Below are 21,872 nucleotides of genomic sequence, written 5' to 3' on the forward strand. Positions count from 1 at the left end.
GGCGAGTATCCTCCTGACCAATATCATTAAACGACGCTTCAGCAACCACTTACTAGACATCCCCAACGATCGCAGTTCCCATACCCAACCGACTCCCCGTGGCGGTGGCTTGGGTTTCATCCTGGCGTTTGCCATAACGGGATTAATTGCCACTCTATTCGCCCGTTATTTTCCTCAACTTCTACCCCACCCCTTAATTAACCCCAACCCAACCTTCCTGTGGCTCATCCTAACTCCCTTAGCCATCATTGGTATCATTGATGATCGCCAAGGGCTTCCCGCCAGAATACGCTACCTAGTGCATCTGTCCGTCGCCAGCCTCGCGATCGCGTGTTTCGGTTCCTTCCCCCTACCCTGGCTCCCTAACTTCGGTCTAGTCGGTCAAATAATCGCGATCGCACTCACCCTGATTGGCATCACCGCCCTAATTAACTTCTACAACTTTATGGATGGTTTAGATGGTCTGGTTGCCAGTGTGACCGCCCTCCAGATGGCATTCTTGGCGTTTTATCTCAATCAACCCCTATTCTGGCTGCTTGTCGCCGCCCTCCTAGGTTTTCTCTGGTGGAATTGGTCTCCGGCGAAAATCTTTATGGGCGATGCAGGTAGCACCGTCTTGGGAGCCAGTGTAGCCATCGCCCTGCTCAACAGCCCTAATCCCGTGCAAGCCTGGTCTGCTCTGGCTGTAACCCTCCCCCTCACCGCTGATGCCATCTACACTATTATCCGTCGCCTGATCCGCCAAGAAAACATCTTTAAAGGGCATCGTAGCCACCTTTACCAGCGGCTTCAGCAATCGGGTTGGACTCATCGCCAAGTCGCTCTCACCTACCTCATCGCCACCAGTATAATTATCCTATTCATCACCACTCTAGGGACTCTGGGGAGTTGGTTCAGTTTAATCGGGGTACTGATAGGACTTGCGATCGCGGAAATGTATCTCCAGGCGACAAGAGCGATCGTTTAAAATGTCGCCCCTACCAGATCCCCGACTTCTTGAAGAAGTCGGGGATCTAACTCACCTAATCAGACGGGTGATTCAGGCTCAATCCATCATCTCGCGATCGCGAAACGTTGCTTCCCAGTATAATGTCGGCAAAATCATTGTTCTCAGTCGAATGGCATACTGATTAAGGCTGGTGGGCAATGCCCACCCTACTGGCGTGGCACACCTTATTTGGTGGATTAGAATTGTAGGGGCGCATGGCGTGCGCCCGGTTTAAACGTCAAATCTATTCCACAATTTTAGCTGTGTCACGCCACTACGGTCTATCTCGCGATCGCGAAACGTTGCTCCCCAGCAATGTCTAGATAGGCGGATAGCTACAGCGGATATTTTAAAAACCGAATTGGCGCACTGGCAAGAAGAACGAAATCAGGAAAATACGAAAGTTAAATGGCAATTCACAACCGAAGATGCTCGGATGAAACTTCATCATCTTTACCTACAATTTTAAGCTTGCCAAGCCACTACGGTATATCCTGACTTTTCACTTTTTTTTTGCACGCAAGGGGGAGAATTCAAAGCCTCTCTCCTTGCAGGAGAGAGGTTTGGAGAGAGGTATTCCAGATCCCGTGAAAAGTAAGATGGTATATCAAGGGTGGAGGCGATCCCCAACAGTTCGTGTAGGGGCAACCCGCACGGCACCAATCAACGCCTGTATCCACTCAATGGGATCGGGTTGCCCTTTACTCAACCAAAAATTCCAACATTGCCAACGCTACCCATTAGGATGAGCGATGGGATAATTGATCCTGAGAATCCAGATTAACTGCTATGCCATCTCAAACCTTAAAATACGCTTACTTTCCCGGTTGTGTCGCCCAAGGCGCTTGCCGAGAATTGTACCAATCCACCGCCGCCCTGACTCAAGCCTTGGGCATTGAACTGATTGAACTGAAAAAAGCTTCCTGTTGCGGTTCTGGCACATTTAAGGAAGATTCCCGATTGCTGGAAGATACTGTAAATGCCCGTAATATTGCCTTGGCGGAGGAATTGGATCTGCCCCTGTTAACCCATTGCAGCACCTGTCAGGGGGTGATTGGTCATGTGGATGAACGCTTAAAGGACTTTCAACAGACTGATCCGGGTTACGTGGAGCAAATTAATGGCTTACTGAAAAAAGAGGGCTGTTCCCCTTATAAAGGGAATAGCGAAGTCAAACACCTGCTGTGGGCGTTAGTCACAGATTATGGACTAGACGCCTTACAAGAACGGGTTACCCGAAAGTTAAGCGGGTTAAAATGTGCTGCGTTCTATGGCTGTTATTTGCTGCGAGGACAAACCACAATACCCTACGACAACCCGTTTCACCCCGAATCGATGGAAAATGTATTCCGATCCGTTGGCGCAACTCCGGTTTATTATCGTGGACGAACCCAATGTTGTGGTTGGCCCATTGCCAGTTATGCGACTGAGCAATCCTTCCAAATGGCAGGGAAAAATATCCAAGAAGCCATTGACGCGGGGGCGGATTGTATGGTAACACCTTGCCCATTGTGCCACCTGAATCTTGACTCTCGTCAACCGGAAGTGGAAAAGGTAATTGAGCGTAAGCTGGGATTACCGGTGTTACATTTACCGCAATTGGTGGCTTTGGCGCTAGGGATTCCGCCCAAGCAGTTGGGGTTGAGTAAGCATATTGTCTCCACCAAACCTGTTTTAGAGAAATTGGGCTTATAATCCATTCCCCTACCCGATCCTCGACTTCTTGAAGGTTGGGGATCTAAATTAGCGATCGCATCGGCAACGGATGAAAGCAACATTTATAATTCCCCTGTAGGGGCGACCCGCTTGACCTAATTAACAACACCAGTCCATTCAATGGGGTCGGGTCGCCCTTTACTCAACTTTTGTCCGACTACTTATCATGCATTTAAATTGGGTATTAGTAGCGAGCAAGATGCTCGCACTACAAGGATGAGATAAAAATATAATAAGCCGAAAAAAACCGCCCTGATCCTATTCGTTTTGTCTTGACAAAAACAACGATTCATGAATCAACCCCTCCTCAACAAAACTTGGGCTTCCCAATCCTGCTCGCCGCGAGATCTAATTTCATTTATTCTCCCCAGACGCGCCATGGCGCATCTGGAACATGCTCCCCTATCCCTTGCAGTAGTGTTGGGCTTCCTCGCTGTCGTCTGATGAATGGGGATGAGGTATCGTAGAAACAAGCACAGGCAAAAGCCATCCCCAATGCGGCGTCTAATACCAAATCCGGATTGACTACCCCCTTTATAATTCAGTCCGCGCAGGCGGACGAAAGTTTGTGTAGCTGTGACGTCCAGTCGCCAAGATGCTTTATGGATATTTTAATCGTTGAAGACGAAGCGGAAATCGCCAAACTCATCCAACTTACCCTAGAACGGGAAGGTTTCACCTGCTACTCCTGTCGCGATGGACTAGCCGCCATTCAAGCCTTCCAAACTCAGCAACCGGATGTAATTATTCTCGACTTAATGCTACCTGGATTGGATGGACTGGAAGTTTGCGCCAGAATTCGCCAAAAACCGGGACCCAAAGACCCCTATATTCTAATGCTGACGGCGAAGGGAGAGGAAATTGACCGCGTAATTGGGCTATCAACGGGTGCGGATGATTACCTCGTCAAACCCTTTAGCCCTACCGAACTGGTGGCGAGAGTTCGGGCGCTATTGCGGCGTAGTTTACGTCACAGTGGACAGTCCCTCGTCTACCGTACCCAACATTTTACAGTGGATGTGGATCAACATACAGCCAGTCGCCAACTAGAGTCTGGGGAATCAGAACCCCTGGATTTAACCACGTTAGAATTTAATCTGTTGGCAACCTTTACCAGTCAACCCGGTCGAGTTTGGAATCGTACTCAACTGATTGATAAGCTGTGGGGGAATGACTTCTTTGGCGATGAACGGGTGGTTGATACCCATGTCGCCCGGTTGCGGAAAAAAATAGAACCGGACCCCAGTAATCCGACCTTTATTAAGACGGTTATCGGTGTTGGTTATAAATTTGAAGATAACCGTGTAGACTAAACTTATAGAAACTTGTAGTTTAGTCTTTCATACTGGGTTAACCCGCTTCCCAGCATATTTTGATTGCTTTGATGGAAGCTCTAAGTCAATAGCTGATGTTTTTGATGTGTAACTTTCCTCTTGAATAACTACCTTGATAAGCTGTTCGGCATTTAAACCTTAATGTCAATAATGGCGAAAGCCGTGTAGTGCGAGCATCTTGCTCGCTACATTGAGCATCTTGCTCGCTACATTGAGCATCTTGCTCGCTACTAATACCCAATTTAAATGCATGACAGCTTAATACTGGTTCGGCTTTCGGCTGGTAGGTTGCTTTGAAGGAAAGCTTTTAGCTTGTTGTAGTATTGGTTTCGACTTTTGAGTAGTCTTCCATTAACCAACATTGGCTGAAAACCGGGTTGGTTTTTCTACAATGCAAACCCGCAACAGTTCAGAACCCCTGCCTGTAAAGAAACACCAAAGCGGGCGATCCGACCGTCTGTAGGGGACTCTTCATGAAGAATTACCTACTAGGCTAGTGCAGCGGGCATAAAAATACTTGAGCAGCTTCGTAGATACGATGAAGCAGGGGGAGCAGAGGGAGCAGGGGAAGCGGGGGGAGATATTAGCTGTTCAGTTATTTCTGCCTTCTTGCACTAGGTTCTTTTAACCCGTTTTAACGGGTTTTAGCTTTTAGCCCGAACTTTAGTTCAGGGCTTCACTTAAGCCTTAAGCCAAGCCCACAAAGCCAAAATTTTATCGAACCCCATGAGTAAAACCGGTTTACGTCGCCGCCGCAAATCCTTACCCTTAGTCTCGCGCCTGTTTCTCTCCCATTTGTTGGTGATGATTGTCGGCGTGGGTTCCCTATTAATTATTAGTAAACTATCTTCGCCGCGCTTCTTTATTTTGCATCTGCAACAATTAGAAGGCAAAGGAGTTATCTTTCGCGTTGCTCGTACCTCTCTACTACAAGGATTTCAAACCGCATGGAATCGCGGCACATTTTGGTCAGTTATTGTTGGCACGACGGCAGCAGGAGGACTTAGTTATTGGTTGTCTCGTCGCATCGTCAAACCCCTGACTCAAATTGAAGATATTACCCAACAATTTGCAGCAGGGAAGCTAGATAAACGACTTCCCCCCAGTGAAATTCCTGAAATTAATCAACTCGCCACCAGTTTTAATCAAATGGCGGTGAGTTTAGAAGATGTGGAACAGCGGCGACGAGATTTAGTCAGTGATTTGACTCATGAACTACGAACCCCACTGACGGTACTAAGAGGTTATTTAGAAGAACTGGCTACACAACGGATGGACGCAACGCCTGCGATGTATCACCAGTTGGCAAAAGAAACGCGCCGATTGGAACGGTTAATTAACGATTTACAGGAACTCTCGAAAGCCGAAGCGGGTTATCTGCCAATCAAAGTTGAACCCGTAAATGTGCGTCCCTTGTTAGAATCACTGGTACAAAAGTTTACGGATCAGGTGTTGGAAGAAGGTCCTGCATTGCAGTTAGATTGTCCGGAGAAATTGCCGCGAGTATTGGCGGATAGTGACCGACTTGAACAGGTACTGATGAATCTTTTAGGGAATGCTATTCGCCATACTCAAACGGGTAAAATTACGGTTCGGGTGTGGGTAGAACGGCATGGAATAAAAGGTATTATTCCTAGGTTATGGATTGCGGTAACCGATACGGGTATGGGAATTGCCCCAGAGGATCTCCCTCATGTGTTTGAACGGTTCTGGCGGGCGGAAAAATCGCGCAATCCTCACACTGGAGGAACGGGGATAGGGTTAGCGATATCAAAGCGGTTGGTGGAATTGCAAGGAGGTGAGATTGAGGTGGAAAGTCAGTTAGGGATCGGTAGTACGTTTCGGTTTTATCTGCCATTGGCGTGACTTTTGTGTCAAGGTAAACAGAGATTCAGTTCCTTCGCTACATTTAAGCTAGGGCGAGTCGAGACAAGTTAATTTTAACACCGCCATATTTGAGCAGCGACTCGCCCCTAAAATCTACAATTTCAATAATTGCTACAAATGTTGTAATCCTGACAATCTTTATGATTGAAATAGTAGAGACGTTGCATGACGTCTCTACTAAGTGATGCGTCCTAACCGCTATGGCGATTGCTATAAAACGGAAAATCAGTTAATAAATTCCCCGCAGGTGATCGCGCCCGTTATGGATGAAGAATGAAAAAAATACCTGTGGTCTCCCTGTAGGGGCGACCCGCTTGCACTAATTAACAACTCTAATTCACTTAATTTACTCGGGTCGCCCTCTCCTCAACGTCCTGTGTCAGAAGGTACTTCTTGACAAATTTATTTCGCCATCTAATAATTAACGCAGTTAATGGGTAAACATGTCGAATCCTGAGCGTTCATGGTGCGGATTTGTAGGTTCCTACCCAAGTACGGACGAGTCACAGTTATCTTTAATAAATATGCTGAATAAGCCCAGATTGAAACAATGCTTTCAGGTGGAAACGGTTGAACCAGAAACAGTATTTTTGTTGTCAGAGCGAGGTTCGATTCAACTCAATCGCCATCTCTATCAACAATTAGTCCCGTTAATCGATGGGCATCATACGGTTGAAGACATTATTGATCAAGTTCTTCAGGATCTACCGTCAGAAACGATTTCATTTCAAGAGATGCTTAATACTAGCGTCATGGCGCGACACGCCCTGATGCAGATGGAACAGAAAGGGTATATTGTAGAAAGTGAGTCTCTATTGCCCGATCATTTAGCCAGCTTCTGCGAGATGCTAAATGTTGAGGTTCAGCAGGCTTACCAGCGATTACAAAGGACAAAAGTAGCCGTAAGCTGTTTGGGTTCTCTAGCCAGTTCTGAGTTCCTATCGACGCTGGAATCCCTACAGATTCAAGTGGCGGATCAGGGAGAGATTGATGTCGTTTTAACCGATGACTATTTACACGTTGATTTAGACGCATTCAATCAAAACGCTTTACAATCTCAACGCCCCTGGATGCTGGTTAAACCCGTGGGAACGATGGTTTGGATTGGACCGATTATTCAGCCAGAGAAAACGGGCTGCTGGCACTGTTTAGCGCAACGGTTACGGGATAACAGACCGATAGAACGCTTTATTCAAAACCAGCAGAACTGTTCTACACCGATACCGATTCCTTTAACCTCTTTTCCGGCTAGCGTCCAAACGGCTTGGGGAATGGCAGCAACGGAACTCTTTAAATGGATTGTTCAGGGCGAAAATCAACGGTTAACCGGGGTTCTGGTGACTCACGATACCTTATCTTTAGACACCCGAAATCATCGTTTAGTGAAGCGTCCGCAATGTCCCAGTTGTGGATTGAATCAGCAGTTGAACCGTAAACCCTTACCGATTATTCTGGGACACCGAAAGAAGCGTTTTACCACCGATGGCGGACATCGTTATTGTTCACCGGAAGAAACGCTGAAAACCTATCACCATCACCTGAGTCCGATTACCGGTGTTGTGCGAGAATTGACTCGGTTAGAGACAGGTGTCAATCATTTAACTCATACTTATATCGCCAAGCATCATTTCGCTACACTGTTTGATGATCTCAACACCTTACGCCAAAATCTTGGGGGTCGCAGTGCGGGAAAAGGGCGCACGGATGCTCAAGCCAAAGCCAGTGGGTTTTGTGAGGCGATTGAACGCTATTCTGGGGTGTTTCAGGGGGACGAAATTCGGGAAAACGGGAGTTATCAAACGCTAGGCGATCGCGCGATTCATCCGAATACCTGTATGAATTTTAGCCCGAGTCAATATGAAACTCGTCAGGAGTGGAATAGTAACTGTGTGGGGTGGTTTCAAAAGGTTCCCGAACCCTTTGACGAGGAACGAGAGCGAGAATGGACGCCAGTTTGGTCGTTAACGGATCAGGGGTTTAAATATCTGCCGACAGCGTATTGTTATTATGGCTATCCCCAAGCCGAAACAGCGGAGTGTTGGGCAGATTCTAATGGGTGTGCGGCGGGAAATACGCTGGAAGAAGCGATCCTGCAAGGGTTTATGGAATTAGTGGAACGGGATAGTGTGGCGTTATGGTGGTATAACCGGATTCAACGCGCCAAGGTTGATTTAGAGAGTTTTGATGACCCCTATTTTTATCAATTAAACGAGTATTACCAAAGCCTGCATCGGGAACTCTGGGTGCTGGATATTACCAGTGATTTGAATATTCCCGTCTTTGCGGCGATTAGTCGGCGATGCGATCGCGCGGTGGAAGATATCATTTTGGGGTACGGCGCTCATTTTGACCCGAAAATTGCTATTCAACGGGCGTTGACGGAGGTGAATCAGATTCTCCCTTCGGTGTTAAGGGCAAATGCTGATGGTAGTACATTGTATAATCCTGGGGCTGATCCGATGGCGCTGAACTGGTGGAAAATGGCAACGGTGGCGAATCAGCCTTATTTAGTTGCGGATGAGACTATGGCGGTCAAGGTACAGTCAGATTATCCGCAAGTGTGGAGTGATGACCTCAAAGATGATGTGATTCGCTGTCAGCAAATCGTTGAAAATCGGGGGATGGAATTGCTGGTGCTGGATCAGACTCGTCCTGATATTGGACTCAAGGTTGTTAAAGTGATTGTTCCCGGAATGCGCCACTTTTGGAAACGATTGGGTTCGGGGCGGTTATATCAGGTTCCAGTAGAATTGGGGTGGCTGACAGCGCCGCTTCCGGAAAATGAACTCAATCCATTCCCGATGTGGATGTGAATACGCCTCAAACCCTGACAAATGACCAATGACAAATGACCAATAACCAATGAACTATGCTCAACGGCTATCCAATCATTGATGCAGACTCCCACGTCTACGAACCCAGTTCAATGTGGCAAAACTACCTCGAACCTGCATTTAAACGCTTTGCGCCCTCACCGGAGATGAAAATTCAGGGGGAAGAGATTGTCGAGAAACTCTCGGATCAGGTGCGCCAGGTGGGGAATCAGCAGGTAATGCAGGCTCATCCCCAATCGTTATTGAGTGATTTTGATCCGGAGTCTCATGTTCAAGCCATGGTGCAAATGGGGATTGATGTGGCGTTTATCTATCCCACTTACGGATTGTGGCTATTAGCCATCGATAAGATGGAACCGCCATTGGCTGGGGCATTTACCCGTGCTTATAATAATTGGTTACGAGATTTTTGCAGTTATGACCCCCAACGGCTTAGAGGTGTGGGAGCGATTAATCTCCATGATCCCCAAGACATGGTGTCAGAATTGCAGCGGATTGCCGGATTTGGCTGGAAGGCGGTTTATTTGCGCCCTAACCCGATTAAAGGGCGGCTATTAAGTGATCCCGATTATGAGCCGTTTTGGACAATGTGTGAGGAATTGGGGATCGCAGTAGGCATTCATGAAGCCACTCACGGACGCTTACCCACGACTGGATCAGATCGATTTTATACCCGTTTTGCCCTGCACGCCTGTTCTCATCCGATGGAACAGATGATGGCGCTGTTGGCGCTGATTGAAGGAGGGGTGTTAGAACGCCATCCTCGGCTGAGGGTGGGGTTTCTGGAGTCGGGTTGTGGTTGGTTACCCTATTGGTTATGGCGACTGGATCAAGAGTATGAGGAGTTAGGGTGGGAGGTGAAGGAGACAGTTAAAATCAAGCCTTCGGAGTATTTCCGTCGCCAGTGCTTTATTGAGATAGAGCCGTCTGAACCGTATCTAGGTGAAATTATCAAGTTTATCGGTTGTCAGTCCTTGATTTTTGGCTCTGACTATCCCCATATTGATCACAAGCCGGATATTGTAGAAAGAGCAGTGGCGCTGGAGGCTCAATTGGGTGAGGAAACGGTACGGAAGATTCTCTGGGAAAATCCGGTGCGTTTCTATGGACTGGTTGGTGCAACTGATGGGTAATTGCTAGGGCATCGGTAAAGAAACCCGGTTTCTGGGAATACTTGGGAATATGACTATAAGTTTGAAGTAATGTATCGAAATATTGCAATAGCTGCGGCTATAGTAAATAATGTTTTATCTCAAACTAATTTTCAGTTGGTCTGGAATGCTCATGCTAGGGGATTACTCAAATTTATAAGTGTTCCTTGGCATAAATTATTGAATTCCAGTCAACAATAGGCAATAATAAATAGACGTGGAGGAAATAACGAATGGCAGAATGGACAGCACAACAGCTAAGAGGGTGGCATAATCATAAAACAAGCTGTGATAAAAAAGTTCAACAATCAAAAAAGCATATCCAGAACTACGAGTCATTTGTCCATCAGTGGTTAAAGCAATCTAAACTCCTTTCGCAGCTTATTGCTAGCGCCTGGTTAGAGGGAGAGAAAGCGACGCAGATTCGAGAAATATTCACAAGTTTCTCCACAGGACACGACGATTCTGAGTTGAGAGCCTTGTTGACAGGACAAAAGCCCGATCTGTGGAATAAATGCATTTTTGACCCTGATGAAATTCAAATCTATCGCTTTGAGGTCAGTTGGGAGACATTTGATGGTAAGGTAATCGATAATCACCAAGCTGTTTTAGACCAAAAGCCTCCTTATTTTACGATAGTTTTGCCGTTCCCACCACGACCAGCATTGAGTGAATTCACCGTAACTCTTGATCAGATCCAAAGTTGGGTAAACGCCCCCATACAAGAGGATGGAAATGGTTTAATTGAAAACCCCTTTCCCCCCTATCCCTATATACCGACAACATGTTCATAATTTAATTGGCATTGTCGTTCAGTCCAAATTGCATTTGCATTGCAACTTTTAAGATTCAGGGTTCATTCTAGATCAGGTAGAAATGAACCCTGTTGTTTTTTCTTCTGGATTGTTCTTGATTTAGGAAAATTAAACCATGACTTCTGTTGCTAACTATCAGATTCTCACCAAAATTCACGAAAGCCTTCATTCCTTAGTCTATCAGGCGATTGTTCGACACAATCATCAACCTATTATTCTAAAAATTCTGAAAAACGACTATCCGACGCTGACCGAAATCACCCAATATAAGCAGGAATATGAAATCACTCAAGCCTTAAATGTAGAGGGTGTGATTAAGGCGTATGATCTGCAAAGATATCAGAATAGCTTGGTTATTTTATTTGAAGACTTTGGCGGAAAATCCTTAAATCTATTAAAAGGGAAATTTAAGCTAGAAGAATTACTAACGATTTTTATAAAAATTACGGATAGCTTGGGTGCTATTCATACTGCTAATATTATTCATAAGGACATTAACCCATCGAATATTGTCTATAACCCCAAAACTGGACAACTGAAACTCATCGATTTTGGGATTTCGTCCCTTTTATCGCGGGAAAATCAAACCATTCGGAATCCCGATCACTTAGAAGGAACGTTAGCCTATATTTCCCCAGAGCAAACAGGTAGAATGAATCGAGTGATTGATTATCGAACTGATTTTTATTCTCTGGGGGTTACGTTCTATGAACTTCTCACTCACCAACTTCCTTTTGCAACCACTGATGCAATGGAGTTGGTGCATGGTCATCTTGCCAAGCAACCGATTCCACCTCATCTATTGAAAGAGAAATCAGAAGATAATCTAGAGACGAGCCATAACACTTATGTGCCGAAGCCAATTTCAGATATTGTCATGAAACTCATGGCAAAAACAGCAGAAGACCGCTATCAAAGTGCTTGGGGACTCAAAGCCGATTTAGAAACTTGCTTGCATCAATTAGGAACGAGCGGTCATATTGCCGAATTTCATCTAGGTCAGCAAGATGTTTCAGATAAATTTCAAATTCCGCAAAAACTTTATGGACGAGAGGAAGAGGTTGTCCAACTTTTAGATGCCTTTGAGCGTGTGAGTCAAGGCGCGAAGGAAATCATTCTGGTGGCGGGTTATTCCGGTATTGGCAAGTCAGCTTTAGTGAATGAAGTTCATAAGCCGATTGTCCGACAGCGAGGTTATTTTATTTCCGGTAAATTTGACCAATTGAAACGCAATATTCCTTATGCTTCCCTAACTCAAGCTTTTCAGGAGTTAATTCAGCAGCTTTTGACCGAATCTGAAGCAAAACTGCAAACTTGGAAACAGAAGCTGTTAGCTGCCCTTGGCAGTAATGGTCAAATTATTATTGATGTTATTCCTGAAGTAGAGCGAATTATTGGCGTACAGCCTCCAGTCCCTCAGTTGGGTTCAGTGGAGTTTCAAAATCGATTTAACTTAGTGTTTCAAAAATTTATTAGTGTTTTTACCACTCAGGAACATCCCCTGGTTATCTTCCTGGATGATCTTCAGTGGGCGGATACGGCTTCATTAAAGTTGATTAAGTTACTAATGAATAATAGGGATAGCCATTATCTGTTAATGATAGGAGCCTATCGAGATAACGAGGTTAATGCAACCCATCCTTTAATTCAAACCCTAGAGCAGATACAGGACACTGGGGAGCAGGTGAGTACGATTAATCTTCAGCCCTTGGATATTAACCACGTCAATCAATTAGTTTCTGATACGCTCAACTGTTCAAGAGAAGATTCAAGCCTATTAGCTGACTTGCTGTTCAACAAAACCAACGGAAATCCTTTCTTCCTGACTCAACTCCTCCAGTATCTATACACAGAAAAATTATTGTCATTTAACCTCAATGTGAGCCGTTGGCAGTGGGATATTGAGCAAATTCGATTAGTCGAAATAACGGACAATGTAGTTGAGTTAATGGTTGGTAAGCTAGAAAAATTAGACAGTCAGACGCAAACTATATTAAAGTTAGCTGCTTGTATTGGAAACCGATTTAACTTGGACGTTCTCTCGGTTGTCAATGGCACATCTTTATCAGAAACAGCCACTCAGCTATGGTCAGCCCTAGAAGCCGGATTGATTGTGCCTCTAAGTGGCGATTACAAAACTCCCCTGCTTTGGCATCCCGAGGTGGAATCAAAGATTAACTCAGATATATGGCAATCTTTTATTCAAAATGAGTCATACGCGATCAGGTACAAATTTTTACATGACCGAGTGCAGCAAGCGGCTTATGCTTTGATTCCCGGAGATATAAAAAAGGAAATTCATCTAAAAGTCGGTCACTTGCTCTGGAAGAATACCAAGTCAGATGAACTGGAAGAAAAGATTTTTGATATTGTTAATCAGTTAAATATCGGTGCTGAGTTAATTAGTGAACAGACAGAAAAATATGAATTAGCTCAATTAAATTTAATGGCTGGCAAAAAAGCCAAAATAGCAACAGCTTATGAAGTAGCTGTTAAGTATTTAACCAGGGCGCTTGAATTATTGGCGATAGATAGCTGGCAAGAGCAATATGACTTGACTCTATCTATCCATGTAGAACTTGTCGAATCTCACTATTTAAGCGCTAACTTTGAGGAAGCCGAAAGGCTTTTTGCTGTTGTCCTCCAACAGGCTAAAACTCTCCTTGATAAAATTAAAGTGTATGAGTTGAAGATTCAATCAGATATATCGCAACTTAATCTACAGTCAGCGATCGAGATGGCATTGTCTGTTCTGGAGATGCTAGGAATTAACCTTCCTCACACACCAAGTCAACGTAGGATTGAACAAGAACAAAAATCTATAGAATTATTTTTAAGTGATAAATCAATTCAAGATTTAACAAATTTGCCAGAAATGACCGATCCTTATCAACTCTCAGCGATACGAATATTACTCAATCTTGCCTCTCCTACTTATATTACTAATCCTCAACTGTTTATTTTGGTTGTCTTGAGTCTAATCAATTTCTATCTAAAATATGGAAATTCAGGTCTATCCGCTGGAGGTTATGTAATCTATGGTGTATATTTATGCGGAGTTGTAGAAGATATTGATTCTGGATATCAATTTGGTCAATTGTCTTTAAGTCTGTTAAATAAGTTTGATAATCGTCAATTAAAAGCCCTTGTTTCTCATAATTTTAACTCGATGATTAGGCATTGGAAAGATGACGTAAAAAACACAATAGAGCCGTTGCGGGAAGGATTCAATGACGGAATTGAAAATGGAGACTTAGAATATGGCTGTTATGCTTCTATAAATTATTGCATTCATCTGTTTTTTGCTGGACATAACTTAAAAGTTACAAATAAAGAATCAGCGATTTATGCTGATACAGCAATCAAATACAAACAATATTACTCTGCCTACTATATAAATATATGTAGACAAGTAATATTAAATTTGATCAATCAATCCGCCAATCCACTTATAGTATCAGGCGATGCATTTAATCAAAAAGAAAGTTTGCCTGTTTTAATTCAAACTAAAAACGATTGTACATTGTTCTTTTTCTATTTTGCTCAATCCTTTGTTTGCTACTTACTTAAAGACTATGGTGAAGCTTTAGCGAATTACCGTCTAGGGGAAAAGTATGAGAAATCAGCGGCGGCATTTATGTTTGTGACTCAGCAAAACTTTTATGGTTCTCTCTCACTGATGGCTCTGTATCCTCAAGCCACAAAACAGGATAAGTCTAACTTCTCGAAAAAAGTAGCGTCAAATCAGAAACGGATGAAAAAATTGGCGCACTACGCGCCAAGCAATTATCAAAATAAATATGAACTCGTGGAAGCTGAACGAGCGCGAGTTTTGGGTCAACAAATCCCAGCCATGGAACATTATGATCGCGCGATTCGTGGGGCTAGGGAACAAGGGTTCATCCACGAAGAAGCCATCGCTTACGAACGGGCGGCGGAGTTTTATTTCTCCCTAGGTAGAGACGAAATCGGTAAACTCTACCTAAAAAACGCCCACCACTGCTACACGCGCTGGGGTGCTAAAGCTAAAGTTAAAGCCTTGGAAGTTGAATATCCGCAAATTTTAGTTGGTACAACCCATCGAACTGAGGGTAAAGGGATTAGCACCCGAATCTCTACATCAGGGAGTAATGCTCAAGCCTTGGATTTGTCAACGGTGATGAAAGCCTCGCAAACCCTCACCAGTGAAATTATGCTGGATAAGGTACTGGCGAAACTGATGAATATTGCCATTGAGAATGCAGGCGCACAAAAAGGCTTTCTGATTTTACAATCCCAAATTGAACCAGAGAGTGAGCAAGGGAAATGGGTAATTGAAGCCGAAGGTATCGTGGATTCAGAAGCCGTTAATATCTTGCGATCGCGTCCTGTAGACGCTGTTGATCATGACACCCAGTTACCCCTGCTGTCAACTGCTATCATCAACTACGTCATCCATACCAAGGAGAATATTGTCCTCAATGACGCCACCCATGAAGGACAATTTACCCGTGATTCCTATATTGTCGCCACTCATCCCAAATCCATCCTCTGCACCCCCCTCCTCAATCAAGGCAAACTAACAGGTATTCTTTACTTAGAAAATAACCTCACCACCGACGCCTTTACACCCGAACGAGTCGAAACCTTAAAAATTCTATCCGCCCAAGCCGCTATCTCCATCGAAAACTCCCGCCTTTACCAACAACTCGAAGCCTACAGCCGTAACCTGGAAATTAAAGTTGATCAAAGAACCCAGGAACTCCAAGAGAAAAATCAGGAACTCTCCGCTACCCTGAAAAAACTCAAAGCCACCCAAGACCAAATTATCGCCCAAGAGAAACTCGCCTCCCTCGGTGCATTAACCGCCGGGATTGCCCATGAAATTAAAAATCCCTTAAACTTTGTCAATAACTTCGCCGAACTATCGGCTGAGTTAACCGAAGAACTCTTAGAAGAACTCGACAGTCAAAAAGAACGATTAGACCCAGAAAGCACGGAATACATCGAAGAAATTCTCACTGACTTGGGGCAAAACGTGAAGAAAATCAATGAACATGGCAAACGCGCCGACAATATTGTGCGCGGGATGCTGATGCATTCACGGGGTCAAGGGAACGAACGACAACTCACCGATATCAACACACTTCTAGCCGAATATGTTAATCTAGCCTATCACGGTATGCGTGCCAAAGATTCCTCGTTCAATATCACCATTGAAACCCACTATGACCCCACCATTGGTCAAGTTAGTATTGTGCCACAGAATATTAGTCGAGTCTTTCTCAATGTCATCAATAATGCCTGTTATGCTGCCCATGACAAGAAAAAAGCCATTGGCGCAGGATTTACCCCCACACTCTCCGTTACCACTAAAAATCTAGGGGATACCCTTGAAATTCGGATTCGAGATAACGGCAATGGCATCCCAGCAGACATCCGAGATAAAATATTCAACCCCTTCTTCACCACCAAACCCACTGGTCAAGGAACAGGGTTGGGATTATCCATTAGTCACGATATCATCGTGGGAGAACATCAAGGGGAGATTCAGGTAACAACCGAATTGGGCGAGTATACCGAGTTTAAGCTGATTTTGCCGCAATAATAGTAGCCAGGGCGCGTCTACCATGGCGCGTCTTGAACAGTGTACTGTAGGGGCGACCCGCTGTACATTAGTGTCAACTTAAGCTCAACCCCTCACCCACGCCAGCCCTCACCCCCAGCCCCTCTCCCAAGCTTGGGAGAGGGGAGCAAGAGGGGAGCAAGAGAATCCGGTTCCCCTTCTCCTGTGCCAAAAAAAGCGAAGCCTCCGCTGGCTTCCCCATGCCAAAAAAGCGAAGCATCCACTGGCTTCCCCCTTTTTAAGGGGGACGGGAGGGGGATCTAATAGGGGGACGGGAGGGGGATCTCCAAAGGGGGACGGGAGGGGGATCTCCAAAGGGGGACGGGAGGGGGATCTCCAAAGGGGGACGGGAGGGGAATTCAAAAGGGATGAGGGGGAAAATGCTTAACAGTTTATGTCACTCTTGATAAATTGAGAGGAAAGGGAAAAATGATGAAAGTCATGGTAGTCGATGATGAAAAAGATGTTCTGTTGTTGTTTAGACAACGATTTAGGAAAGAGATTAGACAAGGCAAAATTGAATTTCACTTTGCGTTCTCAGCCAAGGAAGCCCTCTACTATCTGGAAATGGAAAGCAAAAAAGAAAATTGTGTTGTCTTAATTCTTTCAGATATTAACATGCCGGAGATCAACGGCTTAGAATTACTTAAAACCATCAAAAGCAATTTTCCTAATTTAAAAGTTTTTATGATTACGGCTTACGGCGACGACGAAAACTATCGCCTTTCCCAAGAATACGGAGCCGATGATTATATTCATAAACCCGTTGACTTTGACCAACTCAAAGAGAAAATCTTTAATTTATCCACAACCTAGCCGAATAGAAACCCATGCCAGCCAAAATACTGGTTGTCGATGATGAACCCGACATAGAACCCCTAATCCGTCAAAAATTTAGAAAAAAGATTCGGTGCAAAGAATTCCAGTTTATCTTTGCCTGTAATGGTGTGGACGCTCTAGACAAGCTCCAGGCTGACTCCGATATTGATATGGTTTTAACCGATATTAATATGCCCCAAATGGATGGGCTAGCTTTGCTGATGAAACTGGCGGCAGACTATCCAGCGATTAAAACTGTCATCCTGTCCGCTTATGGGGATATGAACAATATTCGAGCAGCGATGAACTTAGGCGCGTTTGACTTTCTCACCAAACCCATTGATTTTCAAGACTTAGAAATTACCACGTACAAAACCCTCAACCATGTCCAGCAAATTAAACAGGCATTAACCCAAGAAAACTATCTCAAGCGTTTAGAAGCCGAAAACCTACGCCTCAGCACCGAACTCGATATTACCCGACGACTGCAACAAATGCTGTTACCCACAGAGACAGAACTGCGTCAAATTCAGGGACTCGATATCGCTGGGTATATGCAACCCGCTGATGAAGTCGGGGGAGACTATTACGACGTACTGCAACACAATGGCAGGGTGAAAATTGGCATCGGCGATATCACGGGTCATGGGTTAGCCAGTGGTGTCCTCATGCTGATGGTACAAACGGCGGTGCGGACATTACTGGTCAATAATGAGACAAACACGGTTAATTTTTTCAGTACCCTCAACCAAACCATTTACCACAACCTACAACGGATGCGCTGCGACAAGAACTTAAGCTTGGTCTTAATCGACTATCATCAGGGAACTCTGACGGTGAGTGGACAACATGAACAAATGATTGTGCTACGCTCTGAGGGTAGGATTGAGCGAATTGATACGATTGATTTGGGGTTCCCCATTGGTTTGGCAGAGGCGATTGCCGACTTTGTGGCGGAAGCAACCTTAAAATTGTATCCCGGTGATGGAGTTGTCCTCTATACCGATGGGATTACTGAAGCCGAAGATATCAATGGGGTGCAATATGGACTAGAACGGCTGTGTCAAGTCTTAAGCAACAACTGGCACAAGTCAGCCTGTGAGATTAAACAGGCAGTGATTGACCAAGTGTGGCAGCATATTGGAAACCAGAAAGTTCATGATGATATTACCTTACTTATTCTTAAGCAGCAGTGATTGGTTATTTGTCTTATGTCAGGGAAGAGTTAACAGGATAACTGATAACTGATAACTGATAATTCCCCCAGCGTCCCCAGACGCGCCATGGCGCGTCTCTACAGTCCATCCTTATCCGGCAAAAACAATGCCAGCGAAAATACTGGTTGTCGATGATGAACCTGATTTAGAACTCCTAATCCGCCAGAAGTTTAGAAAAAAAATCCGGCGTCAAGAACTCCAGTTTATTTTTGCCCATAACGGGGTGGACGCCTTAGAAACGCTGCACGCCCAACCGGATATTGATATGGTTTTAACCGATATCAATATGCCCAAAATGGATGGGTTAACCTTACTGACACACCTCGCCCAAGATTATCCCACCACTAAAGCTGTGATTCTTTCTGCCTATGGGGATATGGAAAATATCCGCAAAGCCATGAATCTGGGAGCCTTTGACTTCCTCACCAAACCCATTGATTTCCAAGATTTAGACATTACCACCCATAAAACCCTAAACCATGTGCAACAGCTCAAAGCCGCGCAACAGCAGGAGTATTTGGCACAGCAGGCACAAGCCGACTTATTAGAAAATCTACGCCAAGAAGTGATTGAGCGCCAGCGCATCCAAGAGGAGTTACGGGCGAGTGAGAGACAGTTGGCGCAATTTCTGGAAGCTGTACCCGTGGGTTTATTTGTCGTTGATGCTGAGGGTCAATCCTACTATGCAAACCAACGGGCGCAACAACTTGTCGGAAAAGGGATGATACCGGGTGCAACGGTTGAAGAATTATCGCAAGTTTATCAAATCTACGTGGCGGGAACCCATCAACTCTACCCCACCGAGAAAAACCCCATCGTGCAAGCCTTACGGGGGGAACGAGTCACCGTGGATAATATGGAAATTCATCACGGGGAGCAAGTGATTCCCTTGGAAGTCTGGGCAACTCCCATCTATAATGAACAGGGTGAAATCGTTTATGCGATCGCGGCTTTTCAAGATATCAGTCTCCACAAGCAAGCTGAAGCAGAACGGCTTCAGTTTACCCAAGCCTTAGAACAACAGAATGCGGCGTTGCAGCGCCTAGACCAACTCAAAGATGAGTTTTTAGCCAATACCTCCCATGAACTACGGACTCCCCTGAATGGCATTATTGGTATTACTGAATCCCTCATCGATGGGGCGGCGGGTTCCCTATCTCCCGTGCAAATCGCGAATCTGGCAATGGTTGTTTCCAGTGGAAAGCGCCTGAACAGCCTCATTAATGATATTTTGGATTTCGCCAAACTGAAAAACCACGATATCGAATTACACCGCAAATCGGTGGACTTTCGCCAAATCACGGAAGTGGTACTTACCCTATCTCGCCCCCTGATTCAGGGTAAATCTCTTGAGTTAAACAATGAAATACCCGCAGATTTCCCTGGCATTGATGGCGACGAGAATCGGTTACAACAAATCATGTATAATCTGGTGGGCAATGCGATTAAGTTTACCGAATCAGGTTCTATTACCGTGTCAGCCACCCAGCAGCAAAATATGGCAGAAGTAACGGTGGCAGATACGGGGATTGGTATTTCCCCGGATAAATTCGAGGATATTTTTAAATCTTTTGAGCAACTTAACGCCTCGGTTTCCTATCCCTCTAGGGGGACAGGATTAGGATTAAGTATTACCAAACAACTGATTGAACTTCACGGCGGTAGGATTCGCGTTGAGTCAGAAGTCGGTCAAGGTTCGCGATTTATTTTCACGCTTCCCCTCAGTTTCCAACCGATTGCATCTTCATCAGAATACAGAACGGACATCACCAAAGTGCGGGACTATAGTAACTCTTTTCCCAGTGAACTGTTGCCCCTGATGTCTAAAACGGGCGAGTTCACAATTTTGGTGGTAGACGACGAACCGATTAATTTGCAGGTGGTTACTAATCACTTATCTGTACATAATTATGCCATTGTTCAAGCCACCAGTGGGATAGAAGCTTTAGCTAAAATTGAGCAGGGATTTAAACCGGATTTGGTAATTCTAGATATTATGATGCCCAAAATGTCGGGCTACGAAGTCTGCCAAAAAATCCGCCAATGCTTCCCAGCCACTGAGATGCCTATTATTCTGTTGACGGCGAAGGAACAAGTCTCAGATTTAGTGGAAGGGTTAAGTTTGGGAGCGAATGATTATTTAACTAAACCGATTTCCAAGCATGAACTGATTGCCCGGATTAAGACTCACCTACATCTATCGAATATCAATAGAGCCTATGGGCGCTTTGTTCCCCAGGAATTTCTCCGCTTTTTGGGCTATGAAAGCATTGTGGATGTGCGCTTGGGGGATCAGGTGCAGCAGGATATGTCGATTATGTTTGCGGATATTCGCAACTTTACTACCTTATCGGAGAGTATGTCTCCCCAGGATAATTTTAACTTCCTCAATTCTTATTTAAAACAAGTGGGACCAATTATCCGTAAGCATCAGGGGTTTATTGATAAATACATTGGCGACGCAATCATGGCACTGTTTCCCCAGACTGCTGATGATGGCTTAAAAGCGGCGATTGAAATCCAAAAACAGGTGACACGTTATAACCGCGATCGCGAAAAAGCAGGGTATCCCTCGATTACCATTGGCATTGGCTTACATACAGGCAGTTTGATGTTAGGAACCATTGGGGAACAGCAGCGCATGGAAACTACAGTCATTTCTGATACGGTTAACCTAGCATCACGCTTAGAAGATTTGACCAAAATCTACGGAGCATCAATTTTAATTAGTGGTTATACTTTGTTTTGTTTAGAGGATCAAAGTCAGTATCACTATCGATTTATCGGTCAGGTACAGGTTAAAGGCAAAAAACATTTGGTTCCAGTCTTTGAAATTTTTGATGCAGAACCGGAGTATATCATTCAATTCAAAGAAAATACTAAAACTACATTTGAAGCAGGAATCGTTAATTTTAATCAAAATAAAATTGATGTAGCCTTGAGAATATTTGAACATATTGTAGAAATTAATTGGCGCGATAGAGCAGCGCTTAATTACATTAAACTTTGTGAAAGGACACGACCCCAATAGCGTTAAGCTGTCATGCATTTAAATTGGGTATTAGTAGCGAGCAAGATGCAAAGCCTGCGGCATGGCTTCGCTAAACGCACTACAAGGCTTTCGCAATTATTGACATTAAGGTTTAAATGCCGAACAGCTTAAGTAGAGGAGTTACTTTTCACAGCATCCGGCTGAATTAGGAAGTGTAGGGGCAGGTTATAGAGAATGTAGGGGCGGGTTTAGGGAATGTAGGGGCGGGTTTAGGGAATGTAGGGGCGGGTTTAGGGAATGTAGGGGCGGGTTTAGGGAATGTAGGGGCGGGTTTAGGGACTAAAGACAGCTATCCTACCAATAACGGAAAAACAAAACCCGCCCTCTCCACCAATAACGGAACAACAAAACCCGCCCTCTCCACCAATAACGGAACAACAAAACCCGCCCTCTCCACCAATAACGGAACAACAAAAACCGCCCACTCCACCAATAACGGAACAACAAAACCCGC

12 protein-coding genes are annotated in these 21,872 nt (G+C 44.7%); all 12 read left to right on the top strand.

The window, feature by feature from the left end; translation table 11 throughout:
* Positions 1 to 7: 7 nt before the first annotated feature.
* The 12 genes from RH949_RS26140 (at position 8) to RH949_RS26195 (ending at position 21,397) form a co-directional block, all read left to right on the top strand.
* Positions 8 to 967 carry an MraY family glycosyltransferase gene (locus RH949_RS26140; protein WP_446357265.1) on the top strand — a complete coding sequence of 320 codons (960 nt, stop codon included), beginning with the start codon at positions 8 to 10 and terminating at the stop codon, positions 965 to 967.
* Between the two features lies 1 nt (position 968).
* A complete protein-coding gene (locus tag RH949_RS26145) occupies positions 969 to 1,130 on the top strand; it encodes a hypothetical protein (protein WP_446357245.1) in 162 nt (53 codons plus the stop codon).
* A 647-nt stretch (positions 1,131 to 1,777) separates the two neighbouring features.
* Positions 1,778 to 2,683 (top strand): CoB--CoM heterodisulfide reductase iron-sulfur subunit B family protein, encoded by a 906-nt coding sequence (locus tag RH949_RS26150; RefSeq protein ID WP_446357247.1) that lies wholly within the window; start codon positions 1,778 to 1,780, stop codon positions 2,681 to 2,683.
* A 623-nt stretch (positions 2,684 to 3,306) separates the two neighbouring features.
* Positions 3,307 to 4,017 carry a response regulator gene (locus RH949_RS26155; protein WP_446357249.1) on the top strand — a complete coding sequence of 237 codons (711 nt, stop codon included), beginning with the start codon at positions 3,307 to 3,309 and terminating at the stop codon, positions 4,015 to 4,017.
* A 747-nt stretch (positions 4,018 to 4,764) separates the two neighbouring features.
* Positions 4,765 to 5,904 carry a sensor histidine kinase gene (locus RH949_RS26160; RefSeq protein ID WP_446357251.1) on the top strand — a complete coding sequence of 380 codons (1,140 nt, stop codon included), beginning with the start codon at positions 4,765 to 4,767 and terminating at the stop codon, positions 5,902 to 5,904.
* Positions 5,905 to 6,449: 545 nt separating this feature from the next.
* Positions 6,450 to 8,738: a TOMM precursor leader peptide-binding protein gene (locus RH949_RS26165; RefSeq protein ID WP_446357253.1), complete on the top strand. Its 2,289-nt coding sequence runs from the start codon at positions 6,450 to 6,452 to the stop codon at positions 8,736 to 8,738.
* Positions 8,739 to 8,794: 56 nt separating this feature from the next.
* Positions 8,795 to 9,892 (top strand): amidohydrolase family protein, encoded by a 1,098-nt coding sequence (locus tag RH949_RS26170; RefSeq protein ID WP_446357255.1) that lies wholly within the window; start codon positions 8,795 to 8,797, stop codon positions 9,890 to 9,892.
* A 251-nt stretch (positions 9,893 to 10,143) separates the two neighbouring features.
* A complete protein-coding gene (locus RH949_RS26175) occupies positions 10,144 to 10,704 on the top strand; it encodes a hypothetical protein (RefSeq protein WP_446357257.1) in 561 nt (186 codons plus the stop codon).
* 136 nt (positions 10,705 to 10,840) lie between these two features.
* The gene (locus RH949_RS26180) at positions 10,841 to 16,312 is read left to right on the top strand and encodes an ATP-binding sensor histidine kinase (RefSeq protein ID WP_446357259.1); all 5,472 of its coding nucleotides are present in this window, start codon (positions 10,841 to 10,843) and stop codon (positions 16,310 to 16,312) included.
* A 450-nt stretch (positions 16,313 to 16,762) separates the two neighbouring features.
* Positions 16,763 to 17,146 carry a response regulator gene (locus RH949_RS26185; RefSeq protein WP_446357267.1) on the top strand — a complete coding sequence of 128 codons (384 nt, stop codon included), beginning with the start codon at positions 16,763 to 16,765 and terminating at the stop codon, positions 17,144 to 17,146.
* A gap of 14 nt (positions 17,147 to 17,160) precedes the next feature.
* A complete protein-coding gene (locus RH949_RS26190) occupies positions 17,161 to 18,345 on the top strand; it encodes a SpoIIE family protein phosphatase (protein ID WP_446357261.1) in 1,185 nt (394 codons plus the stop codon).
* A gap of 127 nt (positions 18,346 to 18,472) precedes the next feature.
* Positions 18,473 to 21,397, top strand: a complete 2,925-nt coding sequence (locus RH949_RS26195) for a response regulator (RefSeq protein ID WP_446357263.1) — start codon at positions 18,473 to 18,475, stop codon at positions 21,395 to 21,397.
* Positions 21,398 to 21,872: the final 475 nt, after the last annotated feature.

It is taken from the genome of Coleofasciculus sp. A1-SPW-01 (genome assembly GCF_040217205.1).
Classification (GTDB): Bacteria; Cyanobacteriota; Cyanobacteriia; order Cyanobacteriales; family Coleofasciculaceae; genus Coleofasciculus; species Coleofasciculus chthonoplastes_A.